The organism is Ruegeria sp. CDSB114, from assembly GCF_059611025.1.
Genome location: NZ_JBXWOT010000012.1, coordinates 1 through 15,194, shown reverse-complemented (window position 1 = coordinate 15,194; position 15,194 = coordinate 1). Strand labels below are relative to the sequence as shown.

Sequence of the window (15,194 nt, the reverse complement as noted above, 5' to 3'; positions counted from 1 at the left end):
AAATAAGCGAATTGTTTCGTATGAGAGCAGGAATAGGGGTTAACCCGATGTCAAAGATTGCACTGGTGGATGACGACAGGAACATTCTGACGTCCGTATCCATGACGCTCGAAGCCGAGGGTTTCGAGGTAGAAACGTATAACGACGGGCAGGCTGCTCTGGATGCGTTTAACAAGAAGCTGCCCGATATGGCAGTGCTGGATATCAAGATGCCGCGTATGGATGGCATGGATTTGCTGCAGCGACTGCGGCAGAAGACCCAGATGCCGGTGATCTTTCTGACTTCGAAAGATGACGAGATCGACGAAGTTCTGGGTTTGCGTATGGGTGCTGATGATTATGTCAAAAAGCCCTTTTCGCAACGGTTGCTAGTAGAACGGATACGGGCCTTGCTGCGCCGTCAGGAAGCGACCTCGGGTGATCCCGTGGCTGCCAACACAGGCGACGCCAAGGTGATGGAACGGGGCGAATTGCGGATGGACCCCTTGCGCCACGCGGTGAGCTGGAAGGGATCGGATGTCTCTTTGACAGTGACCGAGTTCCTGCTGCTGCAGGCCTTGGCGCAGCGTCCGGGATTTGTCAAAAGCCGCGATCAGCTGATGGATGTTGCCTATGACGATCAGGTCTATGTAGATGACCGCACGATCGACAGCCACATCAAGCGTCTGCGCAAAAAGATGCGCGCTGCTGATCCGGAGTTTTCGGCCATCGAAACGTTGTATGGTATTGGGTATCGGTACAACGAAGAATAAGCGTGGCCTAAGTTAAGGGGTTACTGGGTCTCGTGCGCGATACTGAGCAAGAAAACGAGTTACGCGACGGTGACGTCGTTCTTGGGGATGACTGGGTCATCCCCCAGAGCGACGATTCCGCCGAACTCAGGGCCACACGCGGCCGCCGCAATCTGTTTTCTCTGCGGGGCTCGCCTCTGGCGCGCAAGATCATCACATTCAACATGATTGCATTGGTGATTCTGGTCACCGGATTGCTATATCTGGATAATTCGCGAGAAGAACAGGTGCAGCAGACCGCCCGGAACCTGGTTGGTGATGCGCAGTTGGTCAGCAACGTATTTGAAACCCAGCTGCGACAGAATGTGACTGGCATTACCCGCGACGCGGCCATCCTGGATGTCAAAGATACGTTGGCTGGTCTCAGCCTGCCGGTCGGCGGTGAAGTCTTTGTTTACGATGCCCGAGGGACGCTGATTGGTTGGACGCGCGGCGCGCCTGCGGTCTCAGAGATGCCGGTCATGCTGCGCTCAGAAGCTGATGCGCAGACTGGAAGCACACTGATCAGTGATGCCTTGAACGCGGTCTGGACCGGGCTGTCCAAAGTGTTCAAACAAGATGAAACCAGCGAAGCGCCAACCTTGGCCCAACGCGTTCAGGCCATCATTCCACAGGCGCTGACCGGACATATTCAGGTTCAGGCGGTTCAGGATGACGCAGGCGAAACGGTTATCGTTGCTGCGGCCCCGATCCAACTGGATGGAAAGCCCGTTGGCGCGGTTGCCATGGCCGGTCCCGCCGGAGAAATCGACGCATTGGCCCGCCGTGATCAAGAGCGGATCCTGCGCATGTTCGTCGTGGCGCTTTTGGTGTCCGTCGGATTGAGCCTTGTCCTTGCATCGACCATCGCCAACCCGTTAGCCGACCTGGCATCCGCCGCCGAGATGGGCAAAGACCGCGGTGCGGGGGTCAACCCGGGCCGCATCCGCATCCCCGATCTGAGCGCGCGACCGGACGAAATCGGACGACTCAGCCGAGCTTTGCGCGGCATGGTTACCGCGCTGTACAACCGGATTGATGCAAACGAACAATTCGCGGCAGATGTGGCGCATGAGATCAAAAACCCCCTAGCCAGCCTTCAATCCGCTGTGGGCACGTTGCGCATGGTTAAAAGAGACGACCAGCGCGACAAGCTGATGGGGGTGATCGAACATGATGTCCGTCGGCTGGATCGTCTGGTCAGCGACATTTCGAACGCCTCGCGCCTGGATGCCGAACTGGTCAAGGAGGAAGAGCAGCCATTTGATTTGTTGAACCTGATCGGAAACCTCGGTCAGTATCTGGGCGAGGATGCGCGCGCCAAGGGAATCGATTACATCACTGATCTGCCGCCCGAACCAATCACCGTGACCGGGCTTGAGGCGCGATTGGCGCAGGTGTTCGTAAACCTGATCACCAATGCGATTTCCTTCTGCGAAGAAAGCGATGCCATACGTGTGTGGGTACGCCGGCGCGAGGATCGGGTTCTGGTTGTTGTTGAAGACACCGGCCCAGGCATCCCCGAGCAAGCCCTGACCAAAGTGTTCAAAAGGTTCTATTCCCAGCGACCAGCCGAGCATTTCGGCAATAATTCGGGGTTGGGTCTGGCAATTTCCAAGCAGATCGTCGAGGCGCATGGCGGGGTGATTTGGGCCGAAAATATCCGCCCGACCGAAGCGGACATAACATCAGACCCTCAAGGCGCGCGATTTGTCGTGGGCCTGCCGGTTTGATGCGGTGAGCACGTCCGCACTCTCCGCTGTTGAACACCATGATACTGCCATCGTTCACGCCTCTTGCGTCGCGGTAGCAGACCGTGCTGTTTTGATCGTGGGGCCTTCGGGCACCGGGAAGTCAGCGCTGTCTTTGCAGATGATGGCGTTGGGGGCCGATCTGGTCGCGGACGATCGGGTTCGGTTGTATATGGATGGCAATCTCGCCCTGGCAGAGGCGGCTCCAAATATAGGTGGACTGATCGAGGCAAGAGGTCTTGGCCTGTTGCGGGCAGTCTCTGTTGGGCCGGTGCCGGTTGGCTTTGTGGTGGACATGGCGCAAGAAGAACCCGCGCGCCTGCCAGAACCCCGTTCAATTCTTATCCTGAGGCAAACTGTTCCCTTGCTTCGGGGCGCTGGCGTCTCCAATTTACCAGCAGCGCTCTTGCAACTGATGAAAAACGGGTGCGCAGACCCGGAATGGTCCAATCAATGACGACCCAAAGACGCATCGTACTTGTCACCGGCCCATCCGGCGCAGGCCGGTCCACCGCAATCCGTGTGTTAGAGGATCTGGGGTTCGAGGCCATCGACAACCTTCCCATGGGTCTTTTGCTGCGTCTATTAGACGGGCCAAAAACCGACCGTCCCATGGCGCTGGGTATTGATGCGCGCAACCGCGATTTTTCCACGATTGGCGTCATCGAATTGCTGGCTAAGCTTCGGTGGATGGAACAGGTTGACCTGACCACGCTTTATCTCGATTGCAGCGATGAAGTCCTTCTGCGTCGGTATTCGGAAACCCGCAGACGTCACCCGGTGTCTGCGGATGCCAGCCCTGAAACCGGAGTGCGCCAGGAAAAAGAGTCGCTGGCCCCAATTCGTGAACTCGCAGATACGTTGATCGACACCACGCCACTGAATGTTCACCAACTGCGCGAAGAGGTTGAGCGCTGGTTTGCACCTCAGGGTGGGCGGCATCTGGCGGTAACCATCGAATCATTTTCCTATAAGCGTGGCTTGCCTCGCGGATTGGATATGGTCTTTGACTGCCGTTTTCTCACCAACCCGTACTGGCGTCCCGAGCTACGGGCCGAAGATGGTCGCAATTCGGATGTGGCGAGCTATATTCAAACCGACGCGAACTATGCGCCTTTCTTCGAAAGGGTGGTTGACCTGCTGACTTTGTTGTTGCCCGCCTACCGGGCCGAGGGCAAAGCCTACCTGTCCGTGGCCTTTGGGTGTACCGGAGGGCAACACAGATCGGTTGCAATGGCCGAAGCGGTTGCAAAGGCCCTTGCAGAGGGGGGGCAGCAAGTGGCAATTAGGCATCGCGAAATGGAAAGACGATCGTTGAATGTGAGGCCGGATTGATCGGGATCGTACTCGTAGCACATGGTGGGCTGGCCAAAGAATATTTGGCCGCGATGCAGCATGTGGTCGGCAATCAGCCCGGCCTGGCCGCGATCTCGATCGAGGCCGATCATGATCGCGAAGCGAAGCAATCGGAAATCTGTGCGGCCGCCGACAGTGTTGATGTTGGTGACGGTGTTGTCGTCGTGACCGATCTGTTTGGCGGAAGCCCGTCGAATCTCAGCCTGCGTGCCTGCGCGCCGCAGGATCGCCGTATCCTTTACGGCGCAAATCTTCCCATGTTGATAAAACTGGCCAAATCCCGCCACCTGCCGATTGGCGAAGCCGTGCGGCAGGCAATGGAAGCTGGACGTAAGTATATCAATGCGCAAAATGTGACGTTTGACGAGAACCGGACAGATAAAGAATGACCACCCGAAGCTTGAAAATTATCAATGAAAAGGGCCTGCATGCCCGCGCCTCGGCCAAGCTGGTCGAGTTGGTAGAAGGGTTCGACGCTCAGGCCGAGGTGTCGAAAGACGGGCTTTCCGCATCCGGTGACAGCATTATGGGTCTTTTGATGTTGGCAGCGTCTCGTGGAACGACTATTGACGTCGAGACGTCCGGACCGGATGCTGAGGCGTTGGCTGATGCGTTGGAGACTCTGGTGAACGACAAGTTCGGAGAAGGTTTCTGACCGCACCCGCCGTGATACGAAGAACGGGATAACCAGGAATTGGCGGAAACAACGCACGAGACCAAGACAGGCCCGGTGGTGGATGGGACCAAGGACCAGGGCGAGATCTATGATCGTAAGACCCTGACCTACGCAAACTCGTTCGACGACCCTTGGACTGCAACAGCGATCCGCACCATTGAATGGTGTACGGGTAAGTTGACCATTTTGGGTATGGTTAACAAGTTCGAGAAGCAGAATGAACAATTCCGCGGCCAACGGTTCTGGGCAGGTGCGCTTAATATAATGGGCATCGACCTGACCACGCCAGAGGAACAGATCGCGCGTATTCCGAAAACGGGGCCTGTGGTCGTCGTAGCCAACCATCCCCATGGCATGGTCGACGGCATGATTCTGGCAGAGCTGATCGGCAGGGTCCGCAGCGACTATCGGATCTTGACCCGTTCGGTTCTGACAGGTTTGGACGAGGCGGCGACGTCGTTCATGATTCCGGTGCCCTTCCCGCACGATCCCGAGGCACAGGCCAAGATGCTTGAGATGCGCGGCAATGCGATGGAGCATCTGAAAAACGGGGGCGTTGTGGCCTTGTTCCCGTCGGGCGTCGTGATGTCTTCGGATGACTGGTTCGGGCCGGTGATCGAGCGTGAGTGGAACGTGTTCACGGCCAAAATGATCCGTCGATCCGGCGCGCAGGTCCTGCCGATCTTTTTCCCTGGCAGGAATTCGCGTGCCTACCAGATCGCCAACAAGCTTTCTGCGATTCTGCGCCAGGGTTTGTTGCTGCACGAGATCGTTCGATCCTGCAACAAACCGCAATCCCCGGTGATCGGAGAACCGATCTCGGATGAGGATATGCAGCTGCTGGAACGAGATCCGCGCGGCTTTATGGCTTGGCTCAGAAAACACACGCTGGGTCTGGGGCAGGCAACCAAGCTCTGACCTGCAATTTCACTTGATCAGGACAATCTCGTGGCTGCGCCCGGATGAATTCCGGGCGGTGGCCTTTACCGGGTCGGCACTGGGGCCTCGCCCCGATAGTCATAAAAACCACGCTGCGTTTTACGTCCCAGCCAGCCCGCTTCGACATATTTCGTCAACAGCGGACAAGGGCGATATTTGGTATCGGCTAATCCATCATGCAGCACGTTCATAATGGCCAAACAGGTGTCCAGGCCGATAAAGTCAGCCAGTTCTAGTGGTCCCATCGGGTGGTTTGCGCCCAATTTCATCGATTGGTCAATCGACTGAACATTCCCCACGCCTTCATACAGGGTGTATACGGCCTCGTTGATCATCGGCATCAGGATGCGGTTGACAATGAAAGCCGGGAAATCTTCGGCGCTGGCGGCGGTTTTGCCCAGGCGGTCTACAACGGCCTTACAGGCAGCAAATGTTGGTTGATCCGTAGCAATGCCCCGGATCAGTTCAACTAGTTGCATCACCGGAACTGGGTTCATGAAGTGAAAACCCATAAAGCGTTCGGGCCGGTCTGTTCGGCTCGCCAGACGTGTGATCGAAATAGATGACGTATTTGACGTCAGGATAGTATGCGGTTGCAGATGTGGCAGCAAACTTTCGAAAATGGCTTGTTTGACGGTCTCACGCTCGGTTGCGGCCTCGATCACCAGGTCAGTCTGGCCCAGCTGTGGCAGCTCCATTGTAGTCGTGATGCGTTTCAGCGCGGATTGCATCTCCTCATCCGAAATTTTTCCGCGCGATGCCTGGCGCGCCATATTTCCTTCAATCGTCGCCATGGCGCTGTTCAGCGCGTCCTGGCTAACGTCGTTCAGCAGAACGTCATATTCCGCCAAAGCCAGTACGTGGGCGATACCATTGCCCATTTGGCCTGCGCCAATCACTCCGACTGATTTTACATCCATTTTTTGATGCCTCTGTGCCACGGGGTAGGATGACACTATCGGCAGATCGGGGCGGGCGGCAAGGGGATCAGACCGTTCGACTTTGCTTCAAATGCGCACATTAGGAGATTCTCAAGACTTGCGGCTGCAAGATGGCATCCGGGTGAAAATTGGGTGAGTGATATGAGCTATCATCAAGCTGGCTCGGGGCGACTCGAGCATGACGTGTGCCAATACGGTGAGTCACGATTATGGTTTCGTGGGCCAATGCGTTCGCTGGAAACGTCATTTGTGGCCTGCGCAGGTGGAACCGAAACATTCGGGCGATTCGTCGAGCAGCCATTCGCGGCAGTTCTCGAAGAGAGGTTGGACAGGCGATGCCTGAATTTCGGAAGTCTTTTTTGCGGCGTAGATGCGCTGTGCGATGACACGGAGTTGAAGGGTTTACTGAACCAAGCAGAGCTCTGCGTGGTGCAGCTTAGCGACATATTGGGGCAGTCCAATCGATTCTACCGGGTTCATCCCCGACGCAACGACCGTTTTCTGGCTCCGACAGAGGATCTGAAATCTCTCTATCCCGAGATCGACTTTGCTGATGTCCATTTCGTACATCACCTGATGATTTTGTTGCAGGGCCGCAATGATGCGCGGTTCGAGGTAATCGCAGAAGAGCTGCGACGGAATTGGATCGACCGCATTGGGGGGCTTGTTGAGGCGCTTGAAGCGCCTGTTGTCTTGTTGAATTTGCAGGTCCTGCGTGAGGCAGAAAGTGATCAGCCCAAGCACGGTGCTGATATTCGGATCACGCCACAGATGATCGAGGCCCTGCGCCCTCTCAGCGCCGAGATCGTTGAGGTGACGGTCAGCGTGTCGGGGCAGTCCGATGAGTTTGAAGATATGCTGTTTGGAACACTGCAACAGCCCATGGCGGAATATATGATAGGTCCTGCGGCACACAGGTCGATTGCTGACGCCTTGGTCGGTCCGATCAGAAACCTGCAATGAAAAGGGCCCGCCGATGGCGGGCCCAATGCAAGATTCTTCGTGGAAAAGTCTAGCCCGTTGATCAGCCGAGTTTCTCGGTCAGTTCCGGAACGGCCTGGAACAGGTCGGCGACCAGACCGTAATCGGCAACCTGGAAGATCGGCGCTTCTTCGTCTTTGTTGATCGCCACGATGATTTTCGAGTCTTTCATACCTGCCAGATGCTGAATCGCACCCGAGATGCCGACAGCGACATACAGATCCGGGGCAACAACCTTGCCGGTCTGACCCACCTGCCAATCGTTCGGAGCGTAGCCCGAGTCGACTGCGGCGCGCGATGCGCCAACTGCGGCCCCCAGCTTGTCAGCGAGACCTTCGATCAGCTTGAAGTCCTCTTCAGAACCGACACCACGGCCACCCGACACAACAACGCCAGCCGAAGTCAGCTCGGGGCGGTCGCTTGTGGCTACCTTGTCTTCGACCCAGGACGATAGACCGGGGTTCTCGCCGACCGAGATGGTCTCAACGGCTGCCGAGCCATCTTCGCCCGCAGCATCAAAACTTGCGGTTCGGAAAGTGACGACTTTTTTGGCGTCCACAGATTTGACGGTTTGGATCGCGTTGCCCGCATAGATTGGGCGTTCGAAGGTCGAGCCGTCGACGACACCGGACGCGTCCGAGATGACCATGACGTCCAGCAGCGCGGCAACGCGCGGCATAACGTTCTTGGCATCGGTTGTGGCGGGGGCAACGATGTGCTCATAACCATCAGCCAGACCTACGATCAGCGCAGCAGTGGATTCTGCCAGGCGATGGCCCAGCGATTCGTCCTCGGCGACCAGAACCTTTGAGACGCCGGTGATCTTGGCGGCAGCTTCACCGGCAGCAGCAGCGGAACCGCCTGCGGCCAGAACGGTTACATCACCCAGTGCCTTTGCTGCGTTTACAGCTTTGGCGGTTGCGTCCAGCGCCAGTTCACCATTGTTGACTTCGGCGAGAAGAAGAACAGCCATTACACAGCCCCCGCTTCTTTGAGTTTCGCGACAAGCTCGTCTACCGAGCCGACGATGATGCCAGCGGCACGTGCCTGTGGTTCTTCGGTTTTGACGACTTCCAGGCGCGGCGAGACGTCGACGCCGTAATCAGCGGCGGTTTTCTCGTCCAGCGGCTTTTTCTTCGCCTTCATGATATTGGGCAGCGACGCGTAACGGGGCTCGTTCAGGCGCAGGTCCACGGTCACGATTGTCGGCATTTTGACGCTGATGGTTTGCATGCCACCATCGACTTCGCGAGTGATCTTTGCGCTGTCGCCGTCGATGTCGATGTCGGACGCAAAGGTGCCTTGTGACCAGCCCAAAAGTGCTGACAACATCTGACCAGTTGCATTCATGTCGTTGTCGATAGACTGCTTGCCGCAAAGAACGATACCGGGCTGCTCTTCCTCGACCACTTTGGCCAGGATCTTGGCAACGGCCAGGGGTTCTATGTCCTGATGGACATCATCTGCAGCAACGACCAGGATGGCACGGTCCGCGCCCATGGCCAGCGCAGTGCGCAGTGTTTCCTGGGCTTGTTTTACGCCGATAGAAACAACGACGACTTCGTCTGCCTTGCCGGCTTCTTTCAGACGGATTGCCTCTTCGACAGAAATTTCGTCGAACGGGTTCATCGACATTTTGACATTGGCGAGATCGACACCGCTGCCATCCGCTTTGACGCGAACTTTAACGTTATAGTCAATCACGCGTTTGACAGGCACGAGTACCTTCATTTTGCGCTAGCTCCTCACAAAAAACGGCAAGCCGCGTCGCGACTCCACCAATGTTCATGAGGGCTTGAATAGCGATTCAATTCAGGCGGCAACAGGGCAAAATCGTCACGTCATCTGCTACGGACGTCGCGTTTTGCTATTTTTGACGTGACCAAGCACCACACATCCACCCAAAAGGCAGGAAGCTATCGGTTTGCGCCCGCCCGTCGGGCCGGGGCTTCGCCCTTCCGGTCGCCGCCGCGTCCACTGGACGCAACGCCGCTTTCAGCGGTTCGCGCCCGGAACCCATAGAACATCTTGGGTTCCGTTTTCATTGGCACAACGGGCTGCGACGAAGAACCAATCGCTCAGACGGTTCAGGTACTTGACTGCGGTTTCGTTGACCGGCTCCATGTTGGTCAACTCAACCGCAAGCCGTTCGGCCCGGCGAGATACGGTTCGACATACATGCAGATGCGCCGCAAGACGCGAGCCACCGGGCAGGATGAAACTGCGCAGCGGTTCCAAGGCTTCGTTCATCGCGTCGATTTCAACCTCGAGCCGGTCAATCTGCGAGGGCACGATGCGCAGAGGCGGATAGTCTGCTTCGGCATCCTTTTCCATGTCGGGACGACAGAAATCCGCGCCCAGATCAAACAGGTCATTCTGAATGCGGGCGAGTGCAGCTTCGACATCCCCATCTGCCTCGGTCCGGGCGACGCCGACAAAGGCGTTCAACTCGTCAACGGTGCCATAAGCGGTGACGCGGCCCGAGTATTTGGCAACGCGTTCGCCATTGCCGAGTGCGGTTTTGCCATCATCACCGGTGCGGGTGTAAATCTTGTTCAATACGACCATTTACTGACCTCCCTGACCGCGCAGCCAGACGTAAAGCACGATCAGAATCACGGCGATGAACTGAAACAGGATACGCAGGCGCATATACTTGTTGCTTTTCAGTGCCGCGTCCCTGCCGCTTTTGCCAAAATTCGAGATGCCAAGCGCCAATACGACGACAACCGCCGCCATGGCCAAAAGCAAAATGACCATCATTAGGTCCATGAGTACACCGTCCGCGTTTCTGTTTGCCTAGGGCTATCATCTAGCCCCGTGCGTGCCAAAAGCGAACGGGTTATTTCGCCTCAGACCCCTGCAAGGATGCGGTCAATCGCACGTGTCGACAGGATGCGGCGCAAACAACCGGCGATAAATGTAGGTGTTGTCACATAGTATCGGGGGCGCGGGCGCTTGGATTCTACGGCGTGGGCCAGCTTGGTCGTAACCGCTGATGCGGGCAGTTCAAACCGATCCGGCCCCGACGATTCGTACAGTCTTTTCAACAAAGAGGACTCATAACGTTCGCGCAGGGCCGAGTTTTGCCAGTTGATGAACCGCTCGAAGAACGGGATTGAGTTTTCGCGGATTTTAGATGTGATCGGGCCGGGTTCGATCAAAATGACCTTGATCCCCGTATCAGCCAGTTCCAGGCGCAGTGTATCCGTCAGCCCTTCGATTGCATATTTCGTGGCCACATAGGCGCCGCGCCACGGATAGGCCACCAGACCCAGCACCGAAGAGTTCTGAACGATTCGCCCGTGTCCTTGATTGCGCATTATCGGGATGACCTGTCTGGTCAGTTCGTGCCAGCCAAAGAAGTTCGCCTCGAAAATCTGACGCAGGCCTTCGGTCGGCAGGTCCTCGACCGCGCCGGGCAGGCCATGTGCGCCATTGTTGAACAGCGCGTCCAGGGTGCCTCCGGTGGCCTCCAACACTTCGTTCAAACCCGACGATATGCTGGCCGTGTCGGTATAATCAATGCGCGGGCTTTCAAACCCCTGCGCCCGCAACCGGTCGCAATCGCGCTGTTGTTTGCACGAGGCAAACACGCGCCAACCCCGCGCGCGCATCCCATGCGCCGCATCCAGTCCGATGCCCGATGAGCAGCCAGTAATTAGAATGGTTTTCTGCATGATTTTCCCGATTCTGAACCAGCCCCAAGCTAGGGTGCACAGAGTATGGGGACAATCATTGCTCCACGTCAGTCTGGTGTTTTTCTGACCAAAGAGGTCGAAATCCACCCCACCTGTTGCTGCGGCAACACGCGCAGTCGCAACCATCCGGTGCCCGAGTCACTTAGCACCTCGACCTTCTGGCCGATGCGCGCTTTGCCAACAATCGGGTAGATCGTTCCAGGGCCGTCACGCATGTTCACGCGGGTCCCGGAGATTTCCCGGATATCTTTCCTGGGTTCAGGCTGGGCGGCGGGTTCAGGCTGCACGTCCTTGGTGATTTGCTTCAGGCCAGTTACACCGTCTTCCAGAGACGCAAGCGTGATGCTGGCAGTCTGATCGTCAAACACCGAAAGCGCGTTGAAAGTGTCCAGACTGGCGGGTTCTGCGACAATCGCTGCGACTGCTGGCTGGGGATCAATCGGGCGCTCGCGCACGACCGGCGAGCGCATAGCGACATTTGTCACAAGCTCTTTTGCCGGAGACGGTGCTACGGTTTTGGGGGCCGCTTTCGAGGCGACTCGCACAGGCTGTTCCGATCGCACACCGCGCGGCTCGAAATTAGGCCCGCCACTCATGACGTAAAAGCACCAGCCAAGTGCAGCGAAACTCATTACAATCAGGCGCGTCATGGCGCATCCCCCGGTCGATCAATCAAAACAAAAAAAGGCAGCAGACTAATGTCAGACATCCTAGCATAATTCGCGACCCAAGTCGAAAAACGGGGGAAATCGGGGGGTTGCCTCCCCCTGTTGCAAAAAGCGCCACTTGTCCCCAGTAAAATATGTCTTGCTTGCTTTACCCGCGCGCCCTTGCGTCGTATCACATCATCTATGAATGATACGATCGACGACCCCAATATGGTGGCCCCCGAGAACGGGGGCGAAGTAGCCGAACCGCTGCGCCGCGCGATTGGTGAACGTTATCTGACCTATGCGCTGTCCACCATCATGCACCGGGCCTTGCCCGATGCACGGGATGGTCTGAAGCCGGTGCATCGGCGAATCCTCTATGCGATGCGCGAACTGCGACTGAGCGCGACGGGGGGCTTCCGTAAATCGGCGAAGATCTCTGGTGACGTGATGGGCAACTATCACCCGCACGGCGATGCCGCGATTTATGACGCAATGGCGCGTTTGGCGCAGGATTTTAATGTGCGCTATCCGCTGGTCGACGGGCAGGGGAATTTCGGCAATATCGACGGCGATAACCCGGCGGCCTCTCGTTATACCGAAGCTCGGATGACCATCGTGGCCGAGGCTCTGCTTGAGGGTCTGAACGAGGATGCTGTCGATTTCCGTGACAACTATGACGGCACGCTGACCGAACCGGTGGTTTTGCCCGCGCAATTTCCGAATCTGCTGGCCAATGGCTCCAGCGGTATTGCGGTGGGCATGGCGACGAATATCCCGCCACATAACATCTCGGAACTGTGTGACGCCTGTTTGCATCTGATCAAGACGCCGGATGCGCGCGACGATACGCTTCTGAACTACGTGCCCGGACCGGATTTCCCAACCGGTGGCGTAATCGTTGAACCGCCTGCGAATATCGCGCAGGCCTATCGCACCGGGCGCGGGTCATTCCGCCTGCGCTGTAAGTTCGAGGTCGAGGATCTGGGCCGCGGTCAGTGGCAGATTGTCGTCACCGAGATTCCCTATCAGGTTCAGAAATCGAAGCTGATCGAAAAGATCGCCGAGCTGATTCAGACCAAGAAAATCCCGATCCTTGGCGACGTTCGTGACGAATCCGCCGATGACATCCGCCTGATCCTTGAGCCGCGTTCCAAGAATGTGGACCCCGAGGTTCTGATGGGCATGCTCTATCGCAACTCGGACCTTGAGGTGCGGTTCAGCCTGAACATGAACGTGCTGATCGACGGGGTGACACCCAAAGTCTGCTCGATGAAAGAAGTGCTTCGCGCCTTCCTTGATCACCGGCAAGAGGTTCTGCTGCGCCGGTCGCGCCACCGGATGGCCAAGATCGACCATCGGCTGGAGGTGTTGGAGGGCTTTATCGTTGCCTTCCTGAATCTTGACCGCGTGATCGACATTATCCGCTATGACGATGACCCCAAGGCTGCGCTGATGCGCGAAGACTGGGGCATCGACCATGTCCGCGCCACCAATGAGGCCGACTATGTCTCGCCCAAACCGGGCGAGGGCGAGCTGTCCGAGGTCCAGGTCGACGCAATTCTCAACATGCGTCTGCGCAGCTTGCGCCGTCTGGAAGAGATGGAGCTGGTTCGCGAACGCGATGAGCTGATGTTGGAACGTGCCAATCTCGAAGATCTTCTAGCCGACGAAAGCCTGCAATGGGCCAGCATCGCCGAGCAGTTGAAAGAGACCAAGAAAACGTTCGGCAAGGATTATGAGGGCGGCGCGCGGCGCACCCAGTTTGCCGAAGCCGGTCAGGTCGAAGAGGTCCCGCTTGAGGCGATGATCGACCGCGAACCGATCACGGTTGTCTGCTCTCAGATGGGCTGGATTCGCGCCATGACCGGCCATATCGACCTGAACCGCGAGTTGAAGTTCAAGGATGGCGATGGGCCACGGTTTATCTTCCATGCGGAAACCACCGATCGGCTGCTGGTCTTTGCCTCGAACGGTCGATTCTATACCATCAGTGCCGCGAATCTGCCCGGCGGTCGGGGTATGGGCGAGCCGCTGCGCCTGATGGTCGACCTGCCGAATGAGGCGCAGATAATCGACATCCTGATCCACAAACCGGGGCGCAAGCTGCTGGTGGCCTCGGATGCGGGTAACGGCTTCACCGTGCCCGAGGATGACGTGCTGGCACAGACCCGAAACGGCAAACAGGTGCTGAACGTCAAAGGCGACGAAACAGCGATTATCTGTAAGGCGATCGAAGGTGACCACGTTGCAGTGGTTTCTCAGAACGGCAAGTTTCTGGTCTTCCCGACCGAGGAACTGCCTGAAATGACCCGCGGCAAGGGCGTTCGCCTGCAGAAATACAATATGGCGCGCGGGCGGCAGGGGACGCTGGAATTGGACGGCGGGCTGTCAGATATCACCACCTTCAACTGGGAAGAGGGCCTGAAATGGTCCATGGGTGGCGACAAGACCCGGCACGAGGCAGATCTTTCGCAATGGCTGGCCAAGCGTGCCAGCGTCGGGAAAAAGCCGCCATACGGCTTCCCGCGTGATTTTAAATTCTCCTGATCAGGCCCGGTCACAGAGGATTTATGCCGATACGGCTTGGCACAAGCCGTATCGGTGCGTTAGATCAAAGAAAAACAGGCCTATCGAGACGAGACATGTTGCGCATTTTGACACTGATCACCGGATTGGCCCTGATGGGCGCCTGCACCCAAACGCAGGTTTACGAAGAGCCTGAGTCGCTGGGCGAATTCAAGTTGCGGGTAAACTATGCCTTTGCCGATAAGGCGGTGCAGGGGCCGGTAAGCCGGGATGCGACGCCCGACGAATGGACTGCGGCCATTCAAAACGCGGTGGGCATCCGCCTTGGGCGCTATACGGGCGCTCAGGAATACGACATCGGCATCAGCCTCGAGGGCTACATGCTGGCCCCTCCCGGAATTCCGGTGATCTACAACCCCAAGAGCACTGCGATTGTTCTGGTCAATGTTTATGACGTGAACAAGAAAGAGTTTCTTGCCAAAGGTAAGCAATTCCAGGTGCTGGAAGACACAACCGGCGGTAGTGCCCTGAAAGGGTCGGGTCATGAACGGACGAAACAAGAGCAAATGAGCGGGCTGGCACTGAAAGTTGCAGACCGAGTCGAAGAATGGTTGGCCGAGGAACATTTGGAAAACGGTTGGTTCGACCGGCGTCCCGAACTGATCCAGCCACTCGATTCAGGTGAAGCAACGCAAAATCCGGCTTAAAGAACGGCATTTCCCGCAGGATGTGCTTGATTTTCTCCTTTGAACCCAATATCTCGCGCGCGCAGATGTAACCACGGGACCAAGGGTCCCCCAAAGCACAAAAGGGCGCCTGAGGAATGGCAAAGGAAAAGTTTGAGCGTAATAAGCCGCACGTCAACATTGGCACGATTGGGCACGTTGACCACGGCAAGAC

The 15,194-nt window shown here is 57.1% G+C and carries 17 protein-coding genes; 10 read left to right on the top strand and 7 right to left on the bottom strand.

What is annotated here, in order from left to right:
• Window positions 1-47: 47 nt before the first annotated feature.
• Genes AC2FIP_RS18495 through AC2FIP_RS18465 form a run of 7 tightly spaced genes read left to right on the top strand, consistent with a single transcriptional unit; the run spans window position 48 to window position 5,471 of the window.
• Window positions 48-752 (top strand): response regulator transcription factor, encoded by a 705-nt coding sequence (locus AC2FIP_RS18495; RefSeq protein WP_142639269.1) that lies wholly within the window; start codon window positions 48-50, stop codon window positions 750-752.
• A 32-nt stretch (window positions 753-784) separates the two neighbouring features.
• Window positions 785-2,503 carry a sensor histidine kinase gene (locus tag AC2FIP_RS18490; RefSeq protein ID WP_496698416.1) on the top strand — a complete coding sequence of 573 codons (1,719 nt, stop codon included), beginning with the start codon at window positions 785-787 and terminating at the stop codon, window positions 2,501-2,503.
• A 4-nt stretch (window positions 2,504-2,507) separates the two neighbouring features.
• Complete coding sequence (locus AC2FIP_RS18485; protein WP_496787649.1) at window positions 2,508-2,978, top strand: HPr kinase/phosphorylase; 471 nt, start codon at window positions 2,508-2,510, stop codon at window positions 2,976-2,978.
• On the top strand, window positions 2,975-3,856 hold the full coding sequence (rapZ, locus tag AC2FIP_RS18480) for an RNase adapter RapZ (protein ID WP_496698411.1): 882 nt from the start codon (window positions 2,975-2,977) through the stop codon (window positions 3,854-3,856). Before AC2FIP_RS18485 ends, rapZ begins: the two co-directional genes overlap by 4 nt.
• Window positions 3,853-4,266 carry a PTS sugar transporter subunit IIA gene (locus AC2FIP_RS18475; RefSeq protein ID WP_142639275.1) on the top strand — a complete coding sequence of 138 codons (414 nt, stop codon included), beginning with the start codon at window positions 3,853-3,855 and terminating at the stop codon, window positions 4,264-4,266. The genes rapZ and AC2FIP_RS18475 overlap by 4 nt, the downstream gene beginning before the upstream one ends.
• Complete coding sequence (locus tag AC2FIP_RS18470; protein ID WP_142639277.1) at window positions 4,263-4,532, top strand: HPr family phosphocarrier protein; 270 nt, start codon at window positions 4,263-4,265, stop codon at window positions 4,530-4,532. The genes AC2FIP_RS18475 and AC2FIP_RS18470 overlap by 4 nt, the downstream gene beginning before the upstream one ends.
• A 39-nt stretch (window positions 4,533-4,571) precedes the next feature.
• Window positions 4,572-5,471 carry a lysophospholipid acyltransferase family protein gene (locus tag AC2FIP_RS18465; protein ID WP_271951305.1) on the top strand — a complete coding sequence of 300 codons (900 nt, stop codon included), beginning with the start codon at window positions 4,572-4,574 and terminating at the stop codon, window positions 5,469-5,471.
• 65 nt (window positions 5,472-5,536) lie between these two features.
• On the opposite strand, the gene AC2FIP_RS18460 is transcribed toward AC2FIP_RS18465, so the two are convergent.
• Window positions 5,537-6,412, bottom strand: a complete 876-nt coding sequence (locus AC2FIP_RS18460) for a 3-hydroxybutyryl-CoA dehydrogenase (protein ID WP_142639281.1) — start codon at window positions 6,410-6,412, stop codon at window positions 5,537-5,539.
• A gap of 162 nt (window positions 6,413-6,574) precedes the next feature.
• Between AC2FIP_RS18460 and AC2FIP_RS18455 the strand changes: the two genes are divergently transcribed.
• Entirely contained in the window at window positions 6,575-7,396 is an 822-nt protein-coding gene (locus AC2FIP_RS18455; protein ID WP_496787647.1) for a DUF6473 family protein, read from the top strand.
• A gap of 61 nt (window positions 7,397-7,457) precedes the next feature.
• On the opposite strand, the gene AC2FIP_RS18450 is transcribed toward AC2FIP_RS18455, so the two are convergent.
• The 6 genes from AC2FIP_RS18450 to AC2FIP_RS18425 form a co-directional block, all read right to left on the bottom strand.
• Entirely contained in the window at window positions 7,458-8,387 is a 930-nt protein-coding gene (locus AC2FIP_RS18450; RefSeq protein ID WP_142639283.1) for an electron transfer flavoprotein subunit alpha/FixB family protein, read from the bottom strand.
• Window positions 8,387-9,145 (bottom strand): electron transfer flavoprotein subunit beta/FixA family protein, encoded by a 759-nt coding sequence (locus tag AC2FIP_RS18445; RefSeq protein ID WP_142639285.1) that lies wholly within the window; start codon window positions 9,143-9,145, stop codon window positions 8,387-8,389. Before AC2FIP_RS18445 ends, AC2FIP_RS18450 begins: the two co-directional genes overlap by 1 nt.
• A 264-nt stretch (window positions 9,146-9,409) precedes the next feature.
• Window positions 9,410-9,982: a cob(I)yrinic acid a,c-diamide adenosyltransferase gene (locus AC2FIP_RS18440; protein WP_142639287.1), complete on the bottom strand. Its 573-nt coding sequence runs from the start codon at window positions 9,980-9,982 to the stop codon at window positions 9,410-9,412.
• Entirely contained in the window at window positions 9,983-10,186 is a 204-nt protein-coding gene (locus tag AC2FIP_RS18435) for a twin transmembrane helix small protein (protein ID WP_142639289.1), read from the bottom strand.
• 80 nt (window positions 10,187-10,266) lie between these two features.
• Window positions 10,267-11,094 carry an SDR family NAD(P)-dependent oxidoreductase gene (locus AC2FIP_RS18430; RefSeq protein WP_496692210.1) on the bottom strand — a complete coding sequence of 276 codons (828 nt, stop codon included), beginning with the start codon at window positions 11,092-11,094 and terminating at the stop codon, window positions 10,267-10,269.
• Between the two features lie 68 nt (window positions 11,095-11,162).
• Entirely contained in the window at window positions 11,163-11,765 is a 603-nt protein-coding gene (locus AC2FIP_RS18425) for an SH3 domain-containing protein (RefSeq protein ID WP_246097307.1), read from the bottom strand.
• A gap of 201 nt (window positions 11,766-11,966) precedes the next feature.
• On the opposite strand from AC2FIP_RS18425, the gene AC2FIP_RS18420 reads away from it, so the two are divergent.
• Both AC2FIP_RS18420 and AC2FIP_RS18415 read left to right on the top strand, forming a co-directional pair.
• A complete protein-coding gene (locus tag AC2FIP_RS18420) occupies window positions 11,967-14,315 on the top strand; it encodes a DNA topoisomerase IV subunit A (RefSeq protein WP_496787646.1) in 2,349 nt (782 codons plus the stop codon).
• Window positions 14,316-14,410: 95 nt separating this feature from the next.
• A complete protein-coding gene (locus tag AC2FIP_RS18415; RefSeq protein ID WP_496787643.1) occupies window positions 14,411-15,001 on the top strand; it encodes a hypothetical protein in 591 nt (196 codons plus the stop codon).
• The last annotated feature ends 193 nt before the right edge of the window (window positions 15,002-15,194 follow it).

Bases quoted from the DNA above. Each gene is read 5' to 3' on its own strand.
- AC2FIP_RS18420 (WP_496787646.1), top strand. From the start codon at position 11,967: ATGAATGATACGATCGACGACCCCAATATGGTGGCCCCCGAGAACGGG.
- AC2FIP_RS18430 (WP_496692210.1), bottom strand. From the start codon at position 11,094: ATGCAGAAAACCATTCTAATTACTGGCTGCTCATCGGGCATCGGACTG.
- AC2FIP_RS18470 (WP_142639277.1), top strand. From the start codon at position 4,263: ATGACCACCCGAAGCTTGAAAATTATCAATGAAAAGGGCCTGCATGCC.
- AC2FIP_RS18425 (WP_246097307.1), bottom strand. From the start codon at position 11,765: ATGACGCGCCTGATTGTAATGAGTTTCGCTGCACTTGGCTGGTGCTTT.
- AC2FIP_RS18460 (WP_142639281.1), bottom strand. From the start codon at position 6,412: ATGGATGTAAAATCAGTCGGAGTGATTGGCGCAGGCCAAATGGGCAAT.
- rapZ (WP_496698411.1), top strand. From the start codon at position 2,975: ATGACGACCCAAAGACGCATCGTACTTGTCACCGGCCCATCCGGCGCA.
- AC2FIP_RS18495 (WP_142639269.1), top strand. From the start codon at position 48: ATGTCAAAGATTGCACTGGTGGATGACGACAGGAACATTCTGACGTCC.
- AC2FIP_RS18435 (WP_142639289.1), bottom strand. From the start codon at position 10,186: ATGGACCTAATGATGGTCATTTTGCTTTTGGCCATGGCGGCGGTTGTC.
- AC2FIP_RS18445 (WP_142639285.1), bottom strand. From the start codon at position 9,145: ATGAAGGTACTCGTGCCTGTCAAACGCGTGATTGACTATAACGTTAAA.
- AC2FIP_RS18415 (WP_496787643.1), top strand. From the start codon at position 14,411: ATGTTGCGCATTTTGACACTGATCACCGGATTGGCCCTGATGGGCGCC.
- AC2FIP_RS18455 (WP_496787647.1), top strand. From the start codon at position 6,575: ATGAGCTATCATCAAGCTGGCTCGGGGCGACTCGAGCATGACGTGTGC.
- AC2FIP_RS18440 (WP_142639287.1), bottom strand. From the start codon at position 9,982: ATGGTCGTATTGAACAAGATTTACACCCGCACCGGTGATGATGGCAAA.
- AC2FIP_RS18450 (WP_142639283.1), bottom strand. From the start codon at position 8,387: ATGGCTGTTCTTCTTCTCGCCGAAGTCAACAATGGTGAACTGGCGCTG.